Source organism: Epibacterium sp. Ofav1-8 (assembly GCF_022348185.1).
Classification (GTDB): domain Bacteria; phylum Pseudomonadota; class Alphaproteobacteria; order Rhodobacterales; family Rhodobacteraceae; genus Epibacterium.
Genome location: NZ_JAKRFD010000009.1, coordinates 16,926 through 39,341, shown reverse-complemented (window position 1 = coordinate 39,341; position 22,416 = coordinate 16,926). Strand labels below are relative to the sequence as shown.

General features: G+C 63.2%; 18 protein-coding genes. 6 read left to right on the top strand and 12 right to left on the bottom strand.

The annotated features are described in order from the left end of the window. Nucleotides 1–2 precede the first annotated feature (2 nt). Together MHM97_RS14850 and hisG are read left to right on the top strand one after the other, a co-directional pair. Nucleotides 3–1,094: an ATP phosphoribosyltransferase regulatory subunit gene (locus MHM97_RS14850; protein WP_239323156.1), complete on the top strand. Its 1,092-nt coding sequence runs from the start codon at nt 3–5 to the stop codon at nt 1,092–1,094. Next, nucleotides 1,091–1,783 (top strand): ATP phosphoribosyltransferase, encoded by a 693-nt coding sequence (hisG, locus tag MHM97_RS14845; protein ID WP_239323155.1) that lies wholly within the window; start codon nt 1,091–1,093, stop codon nt 1,781–1,783. Before MHM97_RS14850 ends, hisG begins: the two co-directional genes overlap by 4 nt. Before the next feature lie 156 nt (nt 1,784–1,939). Here the strand turns inward: hisG and MHM97_RS14840 are convergent, their stop codons facing one another. Next, nucleotides 1,940–2,359: a DUF1489 family protein gene (locus MHM97_RS14840; protein WP_255729742.1), complete on the bottom strand. Its 420-nt coding sequence runs from the start codon at nt 2,357–2,359 to the stop codon at nt 1,940–1,942. Nucleotides 2,360–2,620: 261 nt separating this feature from the next. Here MHM97_RS14840 and MHM97_RS14835 point away from each other — a divergent pair, with 261 nt between their 5' ends. Then, nucleotides 2,621–3,679 (top strand): homocysteine S-methyltransferase family protein, encoded by a 1,059-nt coding sequence (locus tag MHM97_RS14835; protein WP_239323153.1) that lies wholly within the window; start codon nt 2,621–2,623, stop codon nt 3,677–3,679. Further along, the gene (gene metH, locus MHM97_RS14830) at nt 3,676–6,393 is read left to right on the top strand and encodes a methionine synthase (protein WP_239323152.1); all 2,718 of its coding nucleotides are present in this window, start codon (nt 3,676–3,678) and stop codon (nt 6,391–6,393) included. Before MHM97_RS14835 ends, metH begins: the two co-directional genes overlap by 4 nt. Before the next feature lie 58 nt (nt 6,394–6,451). On the opposite strand, the gene MHM97_RS14825 is transcribed toward metH, so the two are convergent. From MHM97_RS14825 to MHM97_RS14800, 6 genes are read right to left on the bottom strand one after another with little or no spacing between them, the layout of a single operon-like run. Beyond that, a complete protein-coding gene (locus tag MHM97_RS14825) occupies nt 6,452–6,916 on the bottom strand; it encodes a phosphatase domain-containing protein (RefSeq protein WP_239323151.1) in 465 nt (154 codons plus the stop codon). Beyond that, nucleotides 6,906–7,454 carry a histidine phosphatase family protein gene (locus tag MHM97_RS14820; RefSeq protein ID WP_239323150.1) on the bottom strand — a complete coding sequence of 183 codons (549 nt, stop codon included), beginning with the start codon at nt 7,452–7,454 and terminating at the stop codon, nt 6,906–6,908. Before MHM97_RS14820 ends, MHM97_RS14825 begins: the two co-directional genes overlap by 11 nt. Continuing rightward, complete coding sequence (locus MHM97_RS14815; RefSeq protein ID WP_239323149.1) at nt 7,451–8,521, bottom strand: MBL fold metallo-hydrolase; 1,071 nt, start codon at nt 8,519–8,521, stop codon at nt 7,451–7,453. Before MHM97_RS14815 ends, MHM97_RS14820 begins: the two co-directional genes overlap by 4 nt. Then, nucleotides 8,522–9,565 carry an ABC transporter ATP-binding protein gene (locus MHM97_RS14810; RefSeq protein WP_239323148.1) on the bottom strand — a complete coding sequence of 348 codons (1,044 nt, stop codon included), beginning with the start codon at nt 9,563–9,565 and terminating at the stop codon, nt 8,522–8,524. Then, entirely contained in the window at nt 9,553–11,256 is a 1,704-nt protein-coding gene (locus tag MHM97_RS14805; RefSeq protein ID WP_239323147.1) for an ABC transporter permease, read from the bottom strand. Before MHM97_RS14805 ends, MHM97_RS14810 begins: the two co-directional genes overlap by 13 nt. Beyond that, entirely contained in the window at nt 11,256–12,224 is a 969-nt protein-coding gene (locus tag MHM97_RS14800) for an ABC transporter substrate-binding protein (RefSeq protein WP_239323146.1), read from the bottom strand. The genes MHM97_RS14805 and MHM97_RS14800 overlap by 1 nt, the downstream gene beginning before the upstream one ends. A gap of 169 nt (nt 12,225–12,393) precedes the next feature. Here MHM97_RS14800 and MHM97_RS14795 point away from each other — a divergent pair, with 169 nt between their 5' ends. After that, nucleotides 12,394–13,170 carry a DeoR/GlpR family DNA-binding transcription regulator gene (locus MHM97_RS14795; RefSeq protein ID WP_239323145.1) on the top strand — a complete coding sequence of 259 codons (777 nt, stop codon included), beginning with the start codon at nt 12,394–12,396 and terminating at the stop codon, nt 13,168–13,170. Between the two features lie 88 nt (nt 13,171–13,258). Here MHM97_RS14795 and MHM97_RS14790 read toward each other — a convergent pair whose 3' ends face one another. The 5 genes from MHM97_RS14790 to MHM97_RS14770 form a co-directional block, all read right to left on the bottom strand. Next, nucleotides 13,259–14,398, bottom strand: coding sequence for a lytic murein transglycosylase (locus MHM97_RS14790; RefSeq protein WP_239323144.1), 1,140 nt, complete (start codon nt 14,396–14,398; stop codon nt 13,259–13,261). A 138-nt stretch (nt 14,399–14,536) separates the two neighbouring features. Then, nucleotides 14,537–15,871, bottom strand: a complete 1,335-nt coding sequence (locus MHM97_RS14785) for an HlyD family type I secretion periplasmic adaptor subunit (RefSeq protein ID WP_239323143.1) — start codon at nt 15,869–15,871, stop codon at nt 14,537–14,539. Next, on the bottom strand, nt 15,871–18,651 hold the full coding sequence (locus MHM97_RS14780; RefSeq protein WP_239323142.1) for a type I secretion system permease/ATPase: 2,781 nt from the start codon (nt 18,649–18,651) through the stop codon (nt 15,871–15,873). Before MHM97_RS14780 ends, MHM97_RS14785 begins: the two co-directional genes overlap by 1 nt. Nucleotides 18,652–18,679: 28 nt before the next feature. Continuing rightward, on the bottom strand, nt 18,680–20,854 hold the full coding sequence (locus MHM97_RS14775) for a hypothetical protein (RefSeq protein ID WP_239323141.1): 2,175 nt from the start codon (nt 20,852–20,854) through the stop codon (nt 18,680–18,682). A gap of 104 nt (nt 20,855–20,958) precedes the next feature. Further along, nucleotides 20,959–22,215, bottom strand: coding sequence for a hypothetical protein (locus MHM97_RS14770; protein ID WP_239323140.1), 1,257 nt, complete (start codon nt 22,213–22,215; stop codon nt 20,959–20,961). Between the two features lie 48 nt (nt 22,216–22,263). On the opposite strand from MHM97_RS14770, the gene MHM97_RS22760 reads away from it, so the two are divergent. Then, entirely contained in the window at nt 22,264–22,395 is a 132-nt protein-coding gene (locus tag MHM97_RS22760) for a hypothetical protein (protein WP_255729723.1), read from the top strand. Nucleotides 22,396–22,416 lie beyond the last annotated feature (21 nt).

Below are 22,416 nucleotides of genomic sequence, written 5' to 3'. Positions count from 1 at the left end.
ACATGCCCAACCGTTCCCAGATCGAAGCCCGCGCGGCGCTGTTGCGTCAGCGCTTTGAGGTTGCGGGCGGCGTTGTCGTCGACCCGCCGCTGTTGCAACCTGCTGATATCCTGTTGGATCTCTATGGCGAGGATATCCGTGCGCGCGCCTACGTGACCTCAGATGCGCTGCGGGGCGAGCAGATGCTGCGCCCGGATTTCACCTTGCCAATGGTGCAGATGCACATGAAGGGCGGTGCGGAGCCTGCACGCTATACCTATGCGGGGCAGGTGTTTCGTCGCCAGGAACACGACCCGGACCGGGCCAATGAATTTGTGCAGGTCGGCTATGAGGTCTTTGACCGCACCGACCCAGCGGACGCGGATGCCGAGGTCTTTGCGCTGTTTCAACTGCAATTGCGCGGATTGGAATTGCGTGTGGCAACCGGTGATATTGGGATCCTCCTGGCTGCGGTCGAGGGGCTCAACACCACGGAGGTGCGCAAAGCGGCGCTGCGGCGGCATATCTGGCGTCCGCGCCGGTTCCGCGCGCTCTTGGACCGCTTTGCCGGGCGTACCCCAATGTCCGAGAGCCGCAAGAAACTATTGTCGACCACAGGTCCGCTGACCGGCACCGCACCGGAGATCGGCAAACGCCGCGCTGCCGAGATTGATGCGCGGGTAGACACCCTGCGGGCGGATGCGGCAGCGCCGCCGATCTCTGAACATGAGATGGAAGCGCTGGAGGCCTTGCTCGCGGTGCGGGAAACGGTGCCTTATGCGCTGGAACAGATGCGCGACATTGCGGTCGATCTGCCGGCGATCCTGCCGGCCCTGGATCGACTGGAGGCCCGCACATCCGCGATGAAGGCGCGCGGGATCGCGATTGATCAGCTTGATTTCGAGGCCTCGTATGGCCGCACCTCTATGGAGTACTACGACGGCTTTGTGTTTGGCTTTTACGCTGAACGCCGTCCGGACCTGCCCCCCATCGCAACGGGCGGGCGTTATGACGCGCTGACGCGATATCTGGGGCAGGGGGATGAAATTCCCGCAGTCGGCGGTGTGATCCGCCCCGACCTGATCCTGACGCTCGAAGGGGAGGCACAGTCATGAGCATCAAGCTGGGCGTGCCGTCCAAGGGGCGGCTGATGGAGAAGACCTTCGACTGGTTTGCAAAACGCGGCATCACCCTGTCGCGTACCGGATCTGATCGCGAATACGCAGGTGCGGTCGAGGGCGTCGAGGGCGTGGATCTGGTGCTGCTGTCGGCGGGTGAAATCCCGCGTGAGCTGGCGGCGGGCCGTATTCACCTAGGCGTGACCGGCACCGATTTGGTACATGAAAAACTGCCGCGTTGGGAGCAGCAGGTGGAGGAGCTGGAGCCGATGGGCTTTGGCGAGGCCGACCTGATCCTCGCGGTGCCGCAGTTCTGGATTGACGTGGACACGCTCGAAGATCTCGATGCCGTTGCCGCCGCGTTCCGACGTACCCATGGCCACAGATTGCGGATCGCAACAAAATATCACCGTCTCATTCGTGAGTTCCTCGCGGATGCGGGCGTTGCGGATTACCAGCTGATCGACAGTCAGGGCGCAACCGAAGGCACGGTGAAAAACGAGACCGCCGAAATGGTGGCCGATATCACCTCGACCGGAGAGACCCTGCGCGCCAATCACCTGAAAATCCTGTCGGATGGCCTGGTGCTGCGCAGCCAGGCAACGCTGTGGCGCAGCCGGATGGCGAAATGCACGTCTGAGGAAAAATCTGCGCTCAAGACGCTAATGGTTAAGATTGATAACTAATGGCTGATGCGAGGCTCTGCCTCGCGCTCCGGGATATTTGGGTTAGAAGAGGAAGGGCCGCGGAGATCGCGGCCTTTTGGTTCTTCTAACTTGAAATATCCTGGGGTGAACTGGCCATCAGGCCAGGAGGGGCAAAGCCCCTATTTTTCTTCGGCGTCAAACCACACCGATTTCAGCCAATGCCTGAGAGAGTTCCGCAGGCAACGGCTCTTCGCTTTCGCGCCCTTCGGGCAGGTCTGCCGGTGTGTCCTCGGGTTTCAGATAGCGCCAGCCCTGAAAGGGGCGTTTGGGCGCGGTATGTGTCCGGTGGATGTCTGGTTCAAGAACGATCGCACACCGTCGGATTTCGTCCTCGCCATAGACTTCATCCATCCGCAGAATGCGTTGGCGGCATTGGACCAATCCTTTGATAACCCAATAGATTGACCCGCCGTTCAGGATTTCGGGCTCCCGTTTGGGCCACATGCGGGTCACATGGCGCGGCAGCCCGTCTTGCCAGCGTTTGGCATAGATCGCTTGCCAGCCGATCAGGTCCTCGACGCTCTCGGAACCAACAGAGAGCTTCACGAGGTTCATATGCTTGGTCACTGAATGCTCCCACCTTCGTTCCGCGTTTGGGATGGCTATTGTAGCCTGTCAGATGCTGGCGACAAGGACCGCTGGACCTGCGCCGCTGTACCGTCGGCATCCGGCGGGCTTGGCGACTGTCAACCCAATCACCGGAACCCATAGACACAGCATGAACATGAATAATGATCATGTTTGTGTGCAATATAATGAGGTTGATTTGAGTTGGGCGTCTTCAGTACCAAGGGCGCGCAGTATGACAGGACCGGTATGATCAACTTTTCTCTCTCGACCTCGGACAGTTTCAAAGCCATTGCCGCCGCCGCGCGCGACAGAATACTCATTCTGGACGGCGCGATGGGGACGATGATCCAGACCCTGAACATGACCGAAGAGGATTTTACCGGCGGCGGACATATCCATGGGCCCGGGTGCCGTCATCATCCCTCGGATCATCCGCAAAAGGGCAATAACGACCTGCTGGTGCTGACCCAGCCACAGGCGGTGGAGGACATCCAGCTGGAGTTCGCCCTTGCTGGCGCCGACATCCTGGAGACCAACACTTTTTCCTCCACCACCATCGCGCAGGCGGATTACGGGCTGGAAAGTGCTGTGCACGACCTCAATGTGGCCGGTGCGCAGGTGGCGCGGCGCGCGGCGGACCGGGCGGAGGCGATCGACGGGCGACCGCGCTATGTCGCCGGGGCGGTGGGGCCGACCAACCGCACCGCGTCGATCAGCCCGGATGTCAACGATCCCGGCTATCGCGCGGTGAGTTTCGACGACCTGCGCATGGCCTATGGCCAGCAGATCGACGGGCTGATCGCAGGCGGATCGGACCTCATCCTGATCGAGACCATCTTTGATACGCTCAACGCCAAGGCGGCGATCTTTGCCGCCTTCGAGAGCTTTGCAAAGGTGGGCAAACGGCTGCCGATCATGATTTCCGGCACCATCACGGATGCCTCGGGTCGCACGCTCTCCGGGCAGACGCCCACCGCGTTCTGGCATTCGGTGCAGCACGCGCGGCCCTTTACGGTGGGGCTGAACTGCGCGCTCGGCGCGGATGCCATGCGCCCGCATCTGGCAGAGCTTTCCGGTGTCGCGGAGACACGCATCTGTGCCTATCCGAATGCGGGCCTGCCCAATGCCTTTGGGCAATATGACGAAACCCCGGATGAGACCGCCGCGCTGGTCGAGGTCTTTGCGCGCGAGGGGCTGATCAACGTGGCGGGCGGCTGCTGCGGCACCACGCCGGACCACATACGTGCCATTGCCGACCATGTGGCGAAATATCCCCCGCGCACGGTGAAGGGAGACACGCAATGACCGAACCTCTGCTGCGCCTGTCGGGGCTGGAACCCTTTGTTCTCACACGCGATATTCCCTTCGTGAATGTGGGAGAACGCACAAATGTCACCGGCTCGGCCAAGTTTCGCAAGCTGATCACCAACCGCGATTATGCCACGGCGCTTGATGTTGCGCGGGACCAGGTGGAGAACGGCGCCCAGATCATCGACGTCAACATGGACGAGGGCCTGATCGATTCAAAACAGGCGATGGTGGAGTTCCTCAACCTTGTTGCGGCAGAGCCGGACATCGCCCGGGTGCCGGTGATGATCGACAGCTCCAAATGGGAGGTGATCGAGGCCGGCCTGCAATGTGTGCAGGGCAAATCGGTGGTGAACTCCATCAGCCTCAAGGAGGGCGAGGAGGCGTTTCGCCACCACGCCGGCCTGTGTCTGGCCTATGGGGCGGCGGTTGTCGTCATGGCCTTTGACGAGAGCGGGCAGGCGGATACTTTCGCGCGCAAGACGGAGATCTGTGCCCGCGCCTATCGGATCCTGACCGAGGAGGTCGGCTTTCCGCCCGAAGACATCATCTTTGATCCCAATGTGTTCGCGGTGGCGACGGGGATCGAGGAGCATGACAACTACGGCGTCGATTTCATCGAGGCGACACGCTGGATCCGGGCGAACCTGCCGCATTGTCACGTTTCTGGTGGGGTGTCGAACCTGTCGTTCAGCTTCCGCGGCAATGAACCGGTGCGCGAGGCGATGCATGCGGTGTTTCTGTATCACGCGATCATGGCCGGTATGGACATGGGGATCGTCAACGCCGGACAGTTGGCGGTCTACGATCAGATCGACCCGGAGCTGCGCGACGCCTGCGAGGATGTGGTTCTGAACCGGGCTCCGGCGAACGGCGCCACTGCGACCGAAAACCTGCTGGATATTGCCGAACGGTATCGGGGCGCTGGACGCGAAGAGAAAAAACGCGATCTGGCGTGGCGCGAGTGGCCAGTGGAAAAGCGGCTCGAGCATGCGCTGGTCAACGGGATCACTGAGTTTGTCGAAGAGGACACCGAGGCGGCGCGACTGGCGGCGGACAAACCGCTCGATGTGATCGAGGGGCCGCTGATGGCGGGCATGAATGTGGTCGGCGACCTGTTCGGCGATGGCAAGATGTTCCTGCCGCAGGTGGTGAAATCTGCGCGGGTGATGAAGCAGGCGGTCGCGGTGCTGCTGCCCTACATGGAGGCCGAGAAGGAGGGTCAGCGCGAAAGCGCCGGGCGCGTCCTGATGGCCACGGTAAAGGGCGATGTGCACGACATCGGCAAGAACATCGTCGGCGTCGTTCTGGCCTGCAACAATTACGAAATCATCGACCTGGGCGTGATGGTCCCGCCGCAGAAGATCCTCGAAGAGGCACGCGCACAGGATGTCGACATCATCGGCCTGTCCGGTCTGATCACCCCGTCACTGGATGAGATGGTGCATCTGGCCAGCGAATTGGAGCGCGAGGATTTCGACGTGCCCTTGCTGATTGGTGGCGCGACCACCTCGAAGGTGCATACCGCGGTGAAGATCGCGCCCGCCTACAACAAGAGCCAGGCGATCTATGTCACCGACGCCAGCCGGGCGGTGGGCGTGGTGTCCGCGCTCCTGAGCAAGACGCAGAAACAGCCCTATATCGAGGGCATCCGCACCGAGTATTCCGAAGTGGCCGAACGGCACGAGCGCGCCGAGCGGGCCAAGCAGAGGTTGCCGCTGGCGGCGGCGCGCGCAAATGCGTTTCAGGTGGACTGGGGCAGCTATACCGCAACCGAACCCGGTTTCACCGGTGCCAAGGTGATCGACGGATGGGATCTGGCAGAGATTGCGCGGTTCATTGATTGGACGCCGTTTTTCCAGACCTGGGAGTTGAAAGGCGTCTATCCGCGCATTCTGGATCACGAGAAATACGGCGAGGCGGCGCGCAGCCTCTTTGCCGATGCGCAGGAGATGTTGGCCCGGATCATTGATGAAAAATGGTTCGCGCCGCGTGCCGTCATCGGGTTCTGGCCTGCAAATTCCATCGGAGATGACATTCGGCTGTTTGCGGACAAGGATCGCTCTGCTCCGCTAGCGACCTTGCACACGCTGCGTCAGCAGACCTCCAAGCGCAAGGATAGCCCCAATCTGGCGCTGAGCGATTTTGTAGCGCCAGAAGGGGTGCCGGATTGGGTTGGCGGCTTCGTGGTCACGGCGGGCCCCGAGGAAATCGCCATTGCGGAGCGGTTCGAGAAAGCGGGAGACGACTATGGCGCGATCATGGTCAAGGCGCTGGCCGACCGGTTTGCCGAGGCCATGGCCGAGATGCTGCACCAGCAGGTGCGGCGCGATCACTGGGGGTACGCGCCGGAGGAGAGTTTCGGCCCGCAGGAGCTGATTGCCGAGCCCTATGATGGCATCCGTCCGGCGCCGGGCTACCCGGCCCAGCCTGACCACACCGAAAAGCGCAGGCTCTTTGAACTGCTGGAAGCGGAGGCGAGCACCGGCGTCACGCTGACCGAGAGCATGGCGATGTGGCCGGGCTCTTCGGTGTCCGGCCTCTATATCGGGCATCCCGACGCCTATTACTTTGGCGTCGCCAAGGTCGAGCGCGATCAGGTGGTGGACTACGCGGATCGAAAGGGCATGGAGGTCTCCGAGGTCGAGCGCTGGCTCGCACCTGTGCTGAACTACCGACCGAGTGCCACGGCCGGGATCGCTGCCGAATAGCAATGGCAGGCGGCGCAGTGCGCGCCGCCGATGCCTCCGGACCGGCAGAGCTGCGATCCTAGAATTCGCCCGGCGCACATTGCAGGCAGATCAGCCCTGCTTCGCGCCAGGTGTCGACAACCGAACGGCGGTCATCGATGACGATCCAGGGTTCATACCCGTCGGCGCGCATCCGGGCGAGCAGGTGACGTTTTACCTCCGGGTCACTGGCCGCATCTTGCGCCTCCGGCCGTAGATAGATCGCGTCGAAATCCAGGTTGTTTCGCGTCAGCCAGCCTTCGGTTTCGGTCGACCATCCCTCTGGCCGCCCGGAGCAGATCACAATGGTTTCTCCGGCCTGTTTCAGGCGCCGTAGGAGGTGTCCCACAGGTGCGATCACCTTGGCATCTGCCATCGCCGCGTGAAAGCGATCCCAGTCCTTCACGTCACCGTGCACCAGCGGGCCGAGGGTCGCTGCATCAAAGGTTGCAAGGGTCCCGTCCACATCAAAAACGACACAAGGGGTTGCGGGGTCAGCTGGCATGTTGGATCTCCTGATGGGCGGTGCCGGTCCATGTGAAATGGATGGGGATGGCGTTGGCGGGGCGGGGGGAGTGTGAACCCTGGCCCGATAGAATGCGCAGGGCCCGGATGACGCCGGAATGGCAGACAATGACGGGCAGTCGCTCTCCGGCCTCGGCGCAGCAGGTGGCGATCGCCGTTGCAACGCGGTCGATCATGTCCGGCCAGCGTTCCCCTTGTGGGGGATGAGAGTCTCGGGGCGGCTGTTCGGACAGCGGCCGCCCTTCAAAAACGCCCCAGTCGCGTTCCCGCAGATCGGCGTTCACCAAAAACGCCTGATCGGGGAAGCCCAGACGGCAGGTCTCCTGCGCGCGCGCCATCGGGCTGGAAAACACCGCAATCGGCGTGTCCCAGGTCACCAGACGCAAATCGCGGGCCTGCCTCCGGCCGGTGTCTGTCAGAGGGACATCCAGACGCCCGGCGATTATCCCGTCCCGGTTTGCGCTGGTCTCTCCATGGCGGATCAGGCAGAGCGATCTCTGCGGCAGTCGGTTGGTCATAGCGCGATGCTTTCATGCATAAAAATCTCTGCTCCAAGACCGTCCTCGATCAGATACTCTTCGGGGCGGGGGCAGAAGGCCGGGGCGAAGCGTTTCGCCTTGAGGCGCTGGAGCATCTTGATCTGATCCCCAAAGGGCGGATGTACATTCCACCGTTGGAAGTGCCCGCCGGGCACCGAACAGATGCCACGCGCATGTGCGGTCATATGCCCGGTAAACACCACATGCGCATCCTGTCCCAGGCGCCCGCTTTCGCGCCAGGCCCGGGCATATCCCCAGGCCGCGCCACCATCCGCATTCGGAGTGTCGCAGATCAGGAAGCGCCCGTAGTCGTGATCGCTTGCGTGCAACAGCGGAGCGATGGCCTGTGCACGCGGGCTGAGGCCATCGCTGGCCAGCGCGGAACGCAGGGCAGTGCGGCATTCAGGGTCCAGCACCACCGCCTCCAGACCAAAGCGATCAACCAGATGCAGGGCCATTTCACCGGCGCGGCCGGAGGGGGGCACCGGGAGCAGGATCTGTCCGGGCAGGCGGTCGATCAGCGCATCGAGCGCCGCAAAGCGCTCCGCCTGGGTGATCGGGTCCAGATGATAGGAGCAATCCAGTATCGCGGTTGCGGCGGGTGGCGGGATGTCGAAGGCGAACCATTGGGATTCCTCGGACCAGTCGCCAGAATAGAACAGGCCATCGCCAATATCGAAATGCATCCAGACGCCACCTAGCGCATGCCCGTTGCGGCCGGTGGTCAGGCGGATGCCGTCGATCTCGGTCACGCCCCGTTCGGGCAACGGGCGGACTTCGGCGGCGGGCGGCAGCGCCTTGGCCGTCTGCATCGTGGTGTAGATCGGCAGGTTGGCTTCGACCGCGTAGGCGGCACCGCCGATGTGATCGATATGGTCATGCGTGATGAAGACCGCATCCGCGCCCTCCAGCCAGGCCGGATCAAAATGTGCGTTGGCCTCCGGACCGTGCCCACAATCCAGAAGCCAGACCTTGCCCCCGACCGTCAATCGCATGCAGGCGGGGCCTTTGTCGCCGATCCCCGACAGGACTTTGACTTCGTTCATTTATGCCTCCGAAAACGCCCATGGGCTACGCAGTGACACCCCCAGTTGCGCCCCTTCGGCATATCGTTCGCGGCTTTCCGCGAGCAGCTGGGCGCCATCCGGTGTTTCCAGGTTGAGCCGGTAGCGACCGCCCAGGTAGGTGCTGCGGGTCACGCGGGACCGCAGGTCACCTGTTTCGGAGAGGGTGATATTCTCCGGGCGCAGGCAGATCAGGTTCGGCCGGTCGGTATCGGTTTCGACAGCCACCCGCGCCCCGAGCAGATGCGCCTCGGTCCGGGGGCCCGAGTGCGCGATGTCGTCGATCGGCAGAACCGTGCCTTCGCCGACAAAGCCTGCGACAAAGCGGCTGCGCGGGCGCTTGTAGAGCGCCTCGGGCGTGTCGAACTGGGCTATGCGACCGTCGGACATCACGGCAATCCGATCCGCCATGGCCATGGCCTCGGACTGGTCATGGGTCACGTAGACCATTGTCGCGCCGGTGCGGCGGTGAAAGTCGCAGAACACGTCCTGCATCGACGCCCGCAGCGCCACATCGAGGTTCGCCAACGGCTCGTCGAGCAGCACCGCGTCCGGGGCGGAAACCAGGCAGCGGGCCAGCGCCACCCGCTGTCGTTGACCGCCGGAGAGTTCCGCCGGCATGCGATCACCAAAGGACGTCAACCCGGTGGCCGCAAGCGCTGTATCGGTCTCCCGGTTGCGATCCGCTCTGGACGCGCCGCGCACCTCCAGAGGGTAGGAGACGTTGCGCCGCACGGTCATATGGGGCCAGAGGGCGTAGGACTGGAACACAAAGCCGATGTTGCGGGCTTCGGGTGGCAGGGAATGATGGGTCCGCGCATTGGACACCTCGGTTGCGCCAATCGAGATCGCACCTGCGTCGGGATGCTCAAACCCCGCCAGCAGCCGCAACAACGTGGACTTGCCACAGCCCGAAGGCCCCAGCAGGGCGACGAACTCTCCATCCGTGATCGAGGCGGTGATCGAGGCGAGCGCCGGGACACCGTCAAAGCGTTTTTCGACTGAGGTCAGCGTTATGTCTGCCATGGGACGACTCCTTTGGGCAGGCGGCGGGAGGCGAGCTGGACAACACCCATCAACACCATCACCACCAGGACAATTGTCATGGCGAGGGCCGAGGCCATGACGGTCTCGCCACTGTCATCGAGATTGAAGATCATCACCCCCAGCGTTTCGGTTCCCGAAGACCACAGAAGCGCGGAAACCGTCAGTTCATTGAAGGCGGTGAGAAAGAGCAGGATTGCACCTGCCGCCGCAGAGGGCGCGGACAGGGGCAGGATGATGGAGCGCAGGCGCTGCCAGAGCGTTGCGCCGACCGATTGCGCCGCTTCGTTCATCGCGGGGTCAAGCTGGCGGAAACTGGCCTGAATGGGGCGGAACATCACCGTCATGAACCGGGCCAGATAGGCAAGGAAAATGATCCAGATCGTGCCGTAGAGTGTGGCCTCGGTGAAGGGGAGCTTGATCAACAGAAGGATCATGGCGATCGCCAGCACGACACCGGGCAGGGCGTAGGGCAGGTCGACAAGACTGTCAAAGAAGCGCCCCAGTCGCGAGGGGCGCCGCTCCATCATCCAGGCCAGCGGCAGGCAGAGTGCCATCAGGACAAGCGCCGCGCCAAGCGACAGCGCAAAGGAATTGACAAAGGCACGGGAGGTGACCGGCTGGCGGAACAGGACTTCTCCCCAGGAGGACAGCGTCAGGGTGTCCAGGCTCAGCGGCACGCCATAGGCAGGCACCAGCGAGGTCGCCAGCAGGCCCGACATCGGCAGCACCAGGATGGCGCAGACAAACAGCCATAGGGCCGCCTCGATCGGCAGCCGCGCGCGGCCCAGGGGAATGGCAAGTGGCCGGCTGGCGGACCCAACCAGATGCACGGTCTGGCGCGAGCGGAAGAACCGGTGCAGCAGGATACCGCAGATCGCGACAAGGCCGATCAGCATCGCCAGGGCGGCGACCTCGGCCAGGACAGATGTGCCGAGGCCGGCAAGCTTCTGATAGATCAGTGTGGGCAGGGTGGAATACCCGGCCGGAATGCCCAGCATCGCGGGAATGCCGAAATTGCCAAGCGCGGTCACGAATGTAATCGCGGTGCCTGCGGCAAGGCTGGGCAGGCACAAGGGCAGGATGATCTGCCGCCACAGGCGCAGCCCCCGCGCACCGCTGATGCGGGCGGCCTCGACGGCTTCCTGCGGAATGGAGCGCAGCCCGGCACGCAGGGTCAGGAACACGATCGACGTATGCTGGATGCCCAGCAGCGCGATGATTCCGGCAGGGGAGTAGAGCGGTTGCGGTGCGCCCAGAGGTGGCGCAATGCCCAAGGTCTTGAGCAGAACCGAGGACGGTCCCACGATCTGGGTCCAGGACAGGGCGGTGATCTGCGGCGGGATCATCATCGGGATCATCAGGCAGAACACCAGTGTCGCCTTTGCCCGCAGGTCCGTAAGCGCCACCAGAAAGGCAAACAGGCTGCCGATGACCACCGACACCAACGTGCCGAGGCCCGCGGTCACCAGCGAATGGAGCAGTGCCGTCTGGGTGTTGTCCCGTGCCCAGATCTCGGACACGAGTGCAAGGCTGGCACGCCCGTCCACCGTGATGCCTTCGGCAAACAGTCGCAGCACCGGGGCGAGGGTGACCGTGATGGCGATCAGCAGAGCGACGTAAAGCAGCCGATCCTCGGATCGGCTGCCTCCATGGGTCTTGTTCGGCTGCATTAGTTGACGCCAAAGATCTCTGCGAATTTCTCTTTGTTGGCTTCGGCGTTCTTCAGCGCTTCTGCCGGGTCGAAGTCCATCAGCTTGATGGAGTCGCGCGCGGGGAAGCCTGCCGGTACGCCCATATCGTTCCGGGCTGGGATATAGCCCATGTCCAGCACCAGGTCCTGGCCGGCTTCACTCAGGACGAAGTCCACAAAGGACTGCGCGGCCTCGACATTCTTGGCGGAGGACATGATGGCCACCGGCTCCGTCACATAGGAGACGCCTTCTTCGGGAAAGACGAATTCGACCGGCGAGCCTTCGGCCTTGTTGCGGATGGCGAGGAAATCCACCACCACACCGTAGGGTTTTTCACCCGCGGCCACTGCCTTGAAGGTGCCGCCATTGCCACCCTGGGCGCGGGCGTCGTTCTCGGCCAGATCGCTGTAGTAGTCCCAGCCCAGCTTGTCGTCACCGGTCAGCGTTGCCAGGTGGATCAGCGCGGCACCCGAGTAGAGCGGCGAAGGCATGGCAACCTGCCCCTTGAGGGCCGCGTCGTTAAGATCCGACCAGGAGGCCGGCGCTTTTTCGGCACCGGTGTTGTAGACGATGCCCGTCGTGATCAGCTTGGTGGAGTGATAATATCCCTCGGCGCTGTGCAGGGCGGGGTCATAGGCATCTGCTTCCGGCGATTTATAGGCGGTCAGCAGGCCTTCCTGCGCCATGCCTTCCAGCGTCACGGTATCGGCGATCAGAAGCACGTCGGGTTGCGGGTTGCCGGCTTCGATTTCAGCACGCAGCCGGGCGATCAGTTTGGTTGTCCCGTCCCGGATCCATTCCACTTCTGTGCCGGGATTGGCGGCCATGAAGGCATCAACGGTCTTTTGCGCATCCGCATTGGGCTGGGATGTGTAGAGCGTCAGGGTGTCGGCAAAGCTGGCGGAGGCAAAGCAGGCAAAGGCTGCGGCGGTAACGATGGATTTCATTGCAGTTCCCCAAGTTGTGGCTTTCGAACGAAATGTTTCGGTGGGTGCCTTATTTCGGAGCTATGCAAACATAATGTGACAATATTCCTTATATTCGCAATTTTTCTTGGCAGCATAGCCTCGGGTGAGTAGATTCGATGGATGTCAATAAACTTTCGAAGGAAAGCCAATGAAGCGGGATGATCTGAACATCCGCCGGGATCGCATAATTGCCCTTCTCACCGAAAACCAAGAACTGTCGGCGCGTGATCTCGCCGCGCAGCTCGGGGTGTCCGTTCAGACGATTCGCGCTGATTTGAGGGATCTTGACGCCGCGGCGCTGGTTCAGCGTCGCAACGGGGCGGTGCGGTTGCGCCAACAATCGGAGAACATCGCCTATCTGCCGCGGGTCGGTGCCTCGCGGCTGGAAAAGCAGCAGATTGCGCTGGCGGTGAAGAACCTGGTCAAGGACGGCGCCCGGGTGGCGCTTGGCACCGGAACCACGGTCGAGCAATGCGCCCGTATGCTGGCGATCCGCCAGAACCTGTTTGTGGCGACCAACAGCATTCACGCGGTTCATGCGCTGCAAAATGCCCCGGGTGCGGTGGTTGAACTGGCTGGGGGCACCGTGCGCCTGCGGGATCTCGACCTGATCGGGGCCGCGAGTGCCGGGTTTTTCAGCCGCTTCCGGATGGAGCAGGCGATCTTCAGTTGTGGGGGGCTCTCCGAGGGGGGCGAGGTGCTGGATTACAATGCGGCAGAAATCGTGGCGCGACAATCGATCACCGAATGCGCGCGGGAGCGGATCCTTGTGGTCGACAGTGCCAAGTTCGGACGCGATCTGCCGTGCAGAATGGGACATGTCTGGGAGTATGAGGTGGTGGTGACCAACGCCCCGCTCAGCGCCGACATTCGCGACAGATGCGCGGCCACCGGCTGCCGCATCATCGCGGCGGAGGCAGAGTAACCCGACCCCGCTGTGTCGCAGGGGCGGGCTTGGTCAGAAGGCGCCTGCCGTTGTGGCGGCAGACGCGATGCCGGAGCCGAACAGCGGATCAGGGCAGCTGTCGAAGAAGTTCCGGCGAAGGGTCGCCCGTCACCGGCATGCCGGTGCGCTGCTGATAGGCACGCAGCGCGTCTCGGGTGTTGGGGCCGATCACGCCATCTGTGCCTCCGGTATCGAACCCGGCGGCTGTCAGCTTGCTTTGCAGGGCAATGCGGTCATCCTTGGTCAGCCCGTATTGATCCGGCGGGAAGCTGCCCCGGAGCGGCGGGCCTCCTGCAATGCGATCCGCAAGATGCCCCACGCCGATCGCATAGGCATCAGAGTTGTTGTAGCGTTTCAGGGCGCGGAAATTGGCGGTGACGGAGAAGCTGGGGCCGCCCTCTTGTGGCTGGATGCGGGTGCCTGTGGGCGCACTCGGACCGGCCTCGCCGCCCCAGGGCAGGCCCTTTTGCCACCCGTTGCGCGCGAGATAGGCCGCCGTCGAGGCCAGCGCGTCGCTGGGGTCCTCGGACCAGATGTCGCGGCGTCCGTCGCCGGTGAAATCGACAGCAAAGGCGAGGAAGGACGTCGGAATGAACTGTGTGTGCCCCATGGCGCCCGCCCAGCTGCCGGTCAGGTTGCGGGCCGACACGTGCCCAGCTTGCAGAATTTTCAGGGCCGCGATCAACTGGCGTTCGAAAAACGCCCCCCGGCGCCCATCGTAGGCGAGGGTGGAGGTTGCGGAGATGACGGGGACATCACCGCGGCGTTCCCCGAAAAAGCTCTCAAGCCCCCAGACGGCGGTGATGATGTGCGCTTCCACGCCATATTGCTGCTCGATGGCGCGCAGGGTGCCGCGATGACGGGCATAGGCGGCCCGCCCCTTGCTGACCCGTTCCTCCGACACGGCGATGGACAGGTAGTCTTCGAGGGTGCGTTTGAATTCGGTCTGGTTGCGGTCGCGTTTGACCACGCCCGGCAGGTAGCCGGTCCCCCTGAACGCGGTGCGCAGAAGGTCCTGGGAAAAGCCCTGGCGTGCCGCCCGCTCCTGAAAGGAAGCGACCCATCTGGCATAGTCCGCGTTGCGGACCGGGCGCAGATCATCGGGCAGCGGTTTTGGTCCACCCGGTTGCGTTTCGACGGTTGCGCCGCAGCCTGCCAGCCCGAAAGCGGTTGCCAGTGCCCCGAATTGGCGCCGGTTCATCGACATGTGTCACCTATTTGTTTTCTGTCCCTGAAGACAGACAATCATACAGGCGGCAGGGGATGTCACGCGAATGTCGGCGCGGGCGCCCTGTGGTGCATAATTCGGCTCATGTGCCTGAGGGCACCGGCGCCCTCAGGGCTGTTATTGCTCGCGGAAGGCACGGGACATGCTGTCCCGCACAGGTTTGATCAGATACTCAAAGAACGTCCGTTCCTCGGTCTGGATCATGACCTCCGCGGGCATCCCCGGCACCGGTACAAAGGCGCTGGCCCGTTCATACTCTTCCGGGGGCAGGCCGATATGGGCGACATAGACCTCGCGGGAGGTGCCATCGGAGGTGTCGGTGATCGAGTCCGCAGACACGTACCGCACCCGGCCCGTCAGCACCGGGGTTGTGCGTTGGTTCAGCGCCGAGAGCCGAATGGTGGTGGCTTGCCCGAGGGTAATACTGTCGATGTCGGTGCGGGGAATGAGCGCCTCGATCAGCAAGGGCGCATCAGCGGGCAGGATTTCCGCGATCGGCTTGCCGCTTTCGATCACGCCGCCTGCACTGTGGTAATACATCCGGACCACCGTGCCACTTACCGGTGCGATTACGGTGGAGCGCGACAGCACATCCTGTGCCTTGCGGGATTGCTCCCGGATCGAGTCCAGCTCGGCCTGGATCGCCTGCAATTCGTCCAGCGCATCCTGGCGCCGATCCGAACGCAATTTGTCGATCTCCAGCTCGAATTTCAGGCGGGCGCGCTCGATTTCGGCGATTTCCGCCTCGAGACGCGCGATATGGCCGTTGGTTTCCAGCACGGCGCGGTGAACCGAATTGTACTCAGGACGCCGGATCAGACCACTGTCGAGGAGCTCCTGTTTGTCCGCAAGTTCCTCGTCAAGGCTGATGGCGCGTTCGCGATAGGCGTTCAGCTGTGCCGCATAGCCCTCGCTGCGGATCACCAGCGAGTCCATGCCGTTGTGCAGAATGGCAAGCTCACTTTCCTGAAGCCGACGCGCGGAATCGAAGGTCAGGCGCTGGTCGGCGAGCAGATCGGTCACCTCCGCGTTTTCCGACGCAAGCCGCAAGAGATTGGGCGGAAAACTGACATTGCGGTCGGCGCGATACTCGGCGCGGACACGGGCTTCGGCGGCTTCCAGGCGCGCACGGCGCAATTCGAGCTCACGAAGATCCGCCTGCGCCGCCGTCTGGTTCAGCTGGATCAGTTCATCGCCCTTCTGCACGCGATCCCCTTCCGACACCAGAATGTCGGCGATGATGCCCCCCTCCAGGTGCTGAACGATCTTGTTGCGACCGGTGGCGACAAACGACCCCTGCGAGATGACGGCGGCGGCCAGCGGGGCGCGGAACGCCCAGGCACCAAACCCGCCGAATGCGGTCACGAACAGTGCAATGCCAAAGATGGCGTGCTTGCGGATCGAGCGCGGAACCTCGTGATGCCATTCCTGAATGTTGACGCTGTCAGTCATCACTGTTGTCCCCCGTTGGGAGCGGCGCCGTTGTCGAGACCGGGCGCCTGCCCTTGTTGAAAGCCCGCCAGCTGCTTCAGGACGGTGTCGCGGGCACCGATCATGGCCACGTTGCCCCCGGACAGAAGCATGATCTTGTCGACGGTGCCCAGCAGTGTCGGTTTCTGCGTGATGACGACCACCGTGATCTTGTTGCGTTTGGCGTGTTCGATGGCGCGGGCCAGGGCCTTGTCGCCCGCCACATCGAGATTGGAATTCGGCTCGTCGAGAACCAGGAGGCGCGGATCTCCAAAGAAGGCCCGGGCCAGCGCGATGCGCTGTTTCTGTCCCCCCGACAGAGGGGAGCCATCCGCAGCCACCATGGTTTCATAGCCCTGCGGCAGCGATGCGATCATGTCGTGCACATCGGCCAGAACCGCGGCCCGATGGATTTGCTCATCCGTCGCATCCTGGCGCATCCGGGCGATGTTGTCCTTGATCGACCCGGGAAACAGTTGAACATCCTGCGGCAGGTAGCCGATGTTTTCGCCCAGCTGGCGGGGGTCCCAATTGCGCAGATCCATCAGGTCGAGGCGCACGTTGCCGGAGGTCGGCAGGATCGACCCCACAAGCATCTTGCCAAGGGTCGTCTTGCCGGCGCCCGAATTGCCGATCACCGCCAGCGTGTCGCCGGGATCAAGCGAGAAGCTGATGGCGTTCAGCACCACCTGCTTGGTGCCGCCCGGCACATAGAGCAGCCGTTCCACATCCAGCCGACCTTCGGGCTGGGGCAGCCAGAGCCGCTCGAACTGGAAGCCGGACCGGGTCAGCAGCTGGGCAATGCGCCCATAGGCCGAGCGGGAGAGCAGAAAGGCGTTCCAGCCTTCGATGGCGCCCTCCACCGGGGCCAGGGCGCGGCCGGCGATGATGGAAGCGGCGATCACCATGCCGCCGGTGATTTCGCCCTGAATGGCCAGATAGGCCCCCCAGCCGAGCATCCCCACCTGGGTCAGCAGTCGCACTCCGCGCGAGAAGGTTGCGGAGATCACATTGCGGTCCTGCGCGCAGACCTGAGCCGTGAGTGAAGCGGCTGTGTCCCGACCCCATATGGTGACCGCTTCGGGGATCATCGCCAATGCATTGATGATCTGGCTGTTGCGGGTCATGGAATCGAGATGCAGGTTGGCCCGTGACTGGGCCTGGTTGGCCTGCGCAAAGGGCTTTGCCGTGAGCCTCTGGTTGATCACTGCGATCACCAGAAGCACGACCGCGGTCGTGATCACGATAAATCCCAGGTGGGGATGCACGAGAAAGATGGCCAGCATGAAAAGCGGCGCAAAGGGGACGTCGAGGAAGGCCATCAAGGTGCCGGATGTGAGGAAACTGCGCACCTGCTGCAAATCGCCAAGGGCCTGATATTCCCGGCCGGAACTGTGCAAGGAGGCATGCGCCGCCGCGCTCAGGATCGGAGCGCCCAATCTGGCGGCGACCTCGACCGCGGTGCGCATCAGCATGAAGCGGCGGACCGCATCAAAGACCGATTGCAGGACCACTGCGGCGGCGATCACCAGTGTCAGCATGATCAGCGTGTCGACGGAGCGGCTGGTCAGCACGCGGTCCGAAATCTGGAACAGGTAGATGGGGATTGCCAGGACAAGGATATTGGTCGCACAGGTCATCAACATCACAAAGCCCATGTTGCGGCGGACGGCGACCATGCCCTCCCGCAGGCTCTTTTCAAAATTCTGCGGACCCAGCCGTCGGTGAAACCGGGCGCCGCCGTTACCGCCGCCGCCGCCACCGTTGCCTGAACCCCCAGCGGGGGGCTGCGGTCCGCCGGCTTTGGTCGCAGGGGAGCGCGCGTTGGCGCGCGCTTCGAGCGGCGGCGTGCCGAGCCCTTTGACCATCGGGTCCATGCGGGCTTCGTCCTCGGTCTGGCGGGCTTCTTCATCGCGCCGGGCTGTTTCCGGCGCAGATGTATCGGGGTCCGGGGCGGCGGATGTGGCCGCGGTGTCCTGTTCCGTGGCCGCGACCGTCGTTTCCGGCTCTGGTGCTGTTGTACCGGGTGCGGGTGCTGGGTCGACCTGGGGCGCGCCCTCTGGTGGCGCGCTGAGGTTTGCGTCGGAAGGCACCGTGCCAGGCGCCGAGCCCGCTGCTGTGTCCACCGTTTTGTCCGTGGGGGCGACGGTTTCGTGCTGGGATGTTTCCACCGGTGCGGGCGCACCTTCAGCGGGGGAGTTGGGGGCAGTCCCGGCGACAGGCTCGGGCGCATGCTGCGGAGCGGTGTCCGGGCCTGTGGCAGATTGATCTGGCTTTGGGTCTGGGGCGGGCGCCGCGGGGCGCGCATCGACAGGTACATCCGGAGCATCGTCATCGCGTGTGGCCGTTGACGTGTCGCAGTTTCGCGCTTGGTCGGACAGATCCGCAGGCGCCAAATCGGCCAGATCGCGCAGGGGCGCTGGCACAGGGTCGCCCGCGGCGGCAGGTGGGGCCTCGGCCTGCGGCTGCATTGCGCCGGGGCCTTTTGCCGGTGGCGGGCAGGGGGCGGTTTTCGCGTTGTCCTCGGGGGCTTTGCGCCCCTGGGGATTTTCCAGCTTCCATGTGTCCCGAAGCTTCAGCGGGAGCGGGGTCGGCGCGACCGGCGAGCTGTTCAGCGCCAGGGCGGAGGTGTCGCTTGCGGGGACGGGCCTGCCACCGCTCTGGACAAGGGACGAGGTGGCTTTTGCCTGCCACTCCCGCATTTCGGGCATCGAGTCACAGGCCTTCGCTTCGGCCGCGCCGCTGTTTCTGAAAATCTTCACTTTTCCCCCCGTAAGTCCCTTGCTGTCATTAGGCGAGCATTGTCTGCATCACGTCGCTATGGATCGGTCCATCCTGCGCGATGGAGGTCTCTCCGACGCTTATGTCCTCTGCATTGCTCGGTTGTGTGTTGAGATCGTCAGACAGAAACGCGACGGCTTCGCTGGCCAGCCCGTCGATGCTGTCGGGTGCGAGAAACACGTCCGTGGGCGGCAGATCCTCTGCGATCAGGTTGGCTTGATAGAGGACGGCATCTGAATAGACCTCGCCCCCTGCAAAGACTTCGGACGCCATGCCCACATCAATCAGATGCGCATCATTCACCGCGGCATTGAGGCCGGAGTGAATGGTGGTTCCGAGACCGTCCTCGGCGCTCCCCGTGATCAGATCGCCATCCGACAGGATGTTCAGTTGCGAGAGCAGATGCACATCCAGAAGGTCGCCGCTGATATAGAGCACATTGAGCACGGGCTGCGATTGCAGGGCGCTGTTGCCGATCAGCGGCGAGATGTCGGACCCGCCCGCGCCAAAGCTGTCCAGCACCGACTGGAACGTGGCCGTCATCCCGCTGAACGTGTCCAGCGCGGTGTGGGTGATCGACGCCGAGTTCATCAAGGCATTGCCGCCCGTGCTGGTGTCCGAAGCAGCGGATGTCGTGCCGCCCGTGGAGAACAGCCCGTCTCCGGTCCCGCCCGGCAGCACATCCTGGGGGGCGCCACTGGCGAAGTAGTCCCAATCCAGAACGATATTGGTCTGCTGTACGATGTATTGGGAGATCATGTCGCCTCCCACCAGGATCAGATCGAACCCCATCGCCTGAGAGAACAGCGCGTTGGTGTTGAGCAGCATATTGCCGCCGAGATCGATCCAGCTTTCGGTGGCGGAGGTGGTCACCTGCACGGCGTCATCATCCACTGCCGAGTTGATCTGACGCGTCCAGCTGAAGTTGATGAGGTCACCGTCGATGGTGGAAACCGCAACCATGCCGGGGGCGGGGCCGCCTCCTGCGGGGCCGGTTGCGGGGGCCGCGGGCTGGGCGCCCGGCAGGCTGGGCGAGCCGCTGAACGCGGCGCTGTTCTGCAAGAGGTTCTCTGCACCGGGCGAGGCTGACTCATCCAGCAGCACGTTGACCTGACTGATCATGTCAAAGCTGGCAACGCTCCCGGCCACGGCAATGACTGGCGCGTCGACGCCCCCGGTGACGCTGGAGGCCGCATTGATGGCAACATTGCCGCCCGTCACCACGGTGTGTGCGGCAGAGGAGGCCGTTGCCGTCTCAGAAGGCGAGGCCGGGTCCGTTTCGGTGTCCAGCGGCGTTGTCGTGGCGATATCTTCCTCGGGCAGCCCCACAACGCCCGAGCCTTCGATTGCCGTGCCGGGCTGGGTGGCGGAGGAAGAAGCTGTCGTGGTGCCCGCCGTGGCCGAGGCCGTCGTCGTCGCCGCGCTCTCTTCGTCGTCATCTTCTTGGGGCACATCCGGAAGCAGCTCTGTCCAGACTGGCAGCTCCTCATGCTCGACCCCGTTGACGGTCACGATCTGTGTGTCGCTTCCGGTGGCAAGGTGGATCGAGGCGCCATCCGCTGTTTCGATCTGCGCCTCGGCGAGCGCAACAAGGGTTTCAACCTGGGCTTCTATTTCGAACACGTCCATCTCTGCAAAGGCCGAGCCATCCGTGAGATCCAGTATCTGGAGGGCTTCGGCGCTTGCTTTCAGCTCCTGCATCAGCTGTGTCTGGACGGTGTTCCAGGCGTCCTGGGTGGCAGGGTCGATGTTGATGGTGTCACGATCCGAAAGATGGTTCTCCTGCCAGGTGAAGTGGATGCTGCCGCCGGGCGGCGGAACCTCGAGCACGAACGGGCCGGAAATCGGTGCGGGGCCGGCCGCGACGATTGCCTCTCCGGGCAGGTTGGGGGCGTCCGGGATCATGGGGGCCTTGATCTGCGGTAGTCCGATCTCAGCGGAGACCGCCGTGGCCACCGCCGCCTTGTGCAGCTGAGCATGCGGATTGTGGACGAGGGGATCGTGGCCTTCGGGCGAAAAATTGATGTCCCGGTTTGTGCTGTGTGAAATCAGAGGATCAAGGTCATTGGACGTCTCGGCGGCCTTGAAGCTGTCATAGTCCAGCCGTCCGCGCGCTGTTTCCGTCACGAGCTGAAAGAGCCCGATGAAATATGCGATCGTCTCTGTGACCTTGTCGAGTAACATCGCAACAATACCATACACTGCCGGATAATTCGGCGACTAAGTCGGCACGCGCGGGGCCCGCGCGTGCCGGTTTTTTCTGCGGTCCGGGACCGCGCCGGGGACGATTACGCGTCGTCTTCGCCGGTCATCGAGTAGGACGAGGTCAGGTTCTGACCCACAGTGGTCATGTCCACTGTGTTGCCCAGCACGTTGGCGCCCATCGCGATCGACTGATTGAACGCCGTGGTGTCGAGGATCGCATCTGCCGACGCGGAGGACGTGCCGTTGACGAAGCCGTCATCACCGTTGTGGGAGCCCCACATGCCGCCGCTGCCGCCCGCACCGCCGTCACCGCCGGATGCATTGCCAGCCGCGCCACCGGTCGAGGACGAGTTGGTCGGACCAACCGAGGTGCCGCCGTTGTAGGCGCCGCCGCCAAAGCCGCCCATGCCGGAAACCCCTGCATGGCCGCCGTCACCACCGATCGCACCTGAAGAAGCGCCTCCGGCAATGCCGATGCCACCCGCCTGGGCCGCGGAACCCGCCGCTGCGATCGCCGCCGCTGCGTCACCGCCTTCAAGGAAGTCCAGAAGACCAAGGTCAAATCCGCCTTCCGCTGCGGCTGCACCGGCATTGGCACCACTTTGCGCTGCACCGATGCCCGCACCGATGCTGGCTGCGATCGAACCCGCATCACCTGCGTCGCCGCTGGTTGCGGAGCCGTTGTTGTTGCCGCCAGAGCCGCCATTGGTGTTGCCACCGTCGGCCCAGCCACCAAAGGCCGCACCAAGGCCTTCACCACCAGCAGAAGCTGCTGCCCCGCCGGAAGACCCGCTGCCGCCGTCGGCGTTGATGCCGTCGTCCGCATTGGCGTTGCCGCCGTTGGCGCTGCCGCTGTTGTTGAAGTTGCCGTTGTCATTGCTGACATCCGGGTCGTTCAGCGTGTCGTTGTCGCTGAGATGGTTGCCCATCACATTGACGGTTGCCACATCGTTGCCGGCACCGTTGAGCGAATTGTTCAGGATGCGCTCGACGTTGATGTCGTCGCCGATGTCATAGTGCATCGCGCCTTGTGCCATCAGCACGTCACCGACGCTGGCACCGCCGGACACATCGACATCCGCAAAATCACCATCATCGGGCATGTAGCCTTCCAGCCCAACGCCAACATCCACGGTCACGTTCGTGTTGGTGTTGGTATTGTGGTTGCTGTTGGAGTTGTTGGTGTTGTTGTTGGTGTCGGTGTTGGTATTGGAGTTGCTGTCCGAATTGGCGTTGGCGTTGGCATTGGTGTTGGTATCGCTGTCGGTATTGGTGTTCCAGTTACCGTTCGCGTTTCCGTTGGCATTGCCATTGCCGTTGAGGCTCAGGTTGCCGTTCATGTTCCCGTTGCCGTTCAGGTTCAGGTTTTCACTGGACTGGGACTGATCTTGTCCCTGACCCTGACCCTGGTCTTGACCCTGGCCCTGACCCTGCGCTTGCAGCTCGGCCTGACCCTGGCCCTGAAGCTGGCCCTGACCCTGGAGTTGCGCGAAGAAGTGATGGGGATGTCTTCCACCTGACATGATTGAAATTCCTTCTAT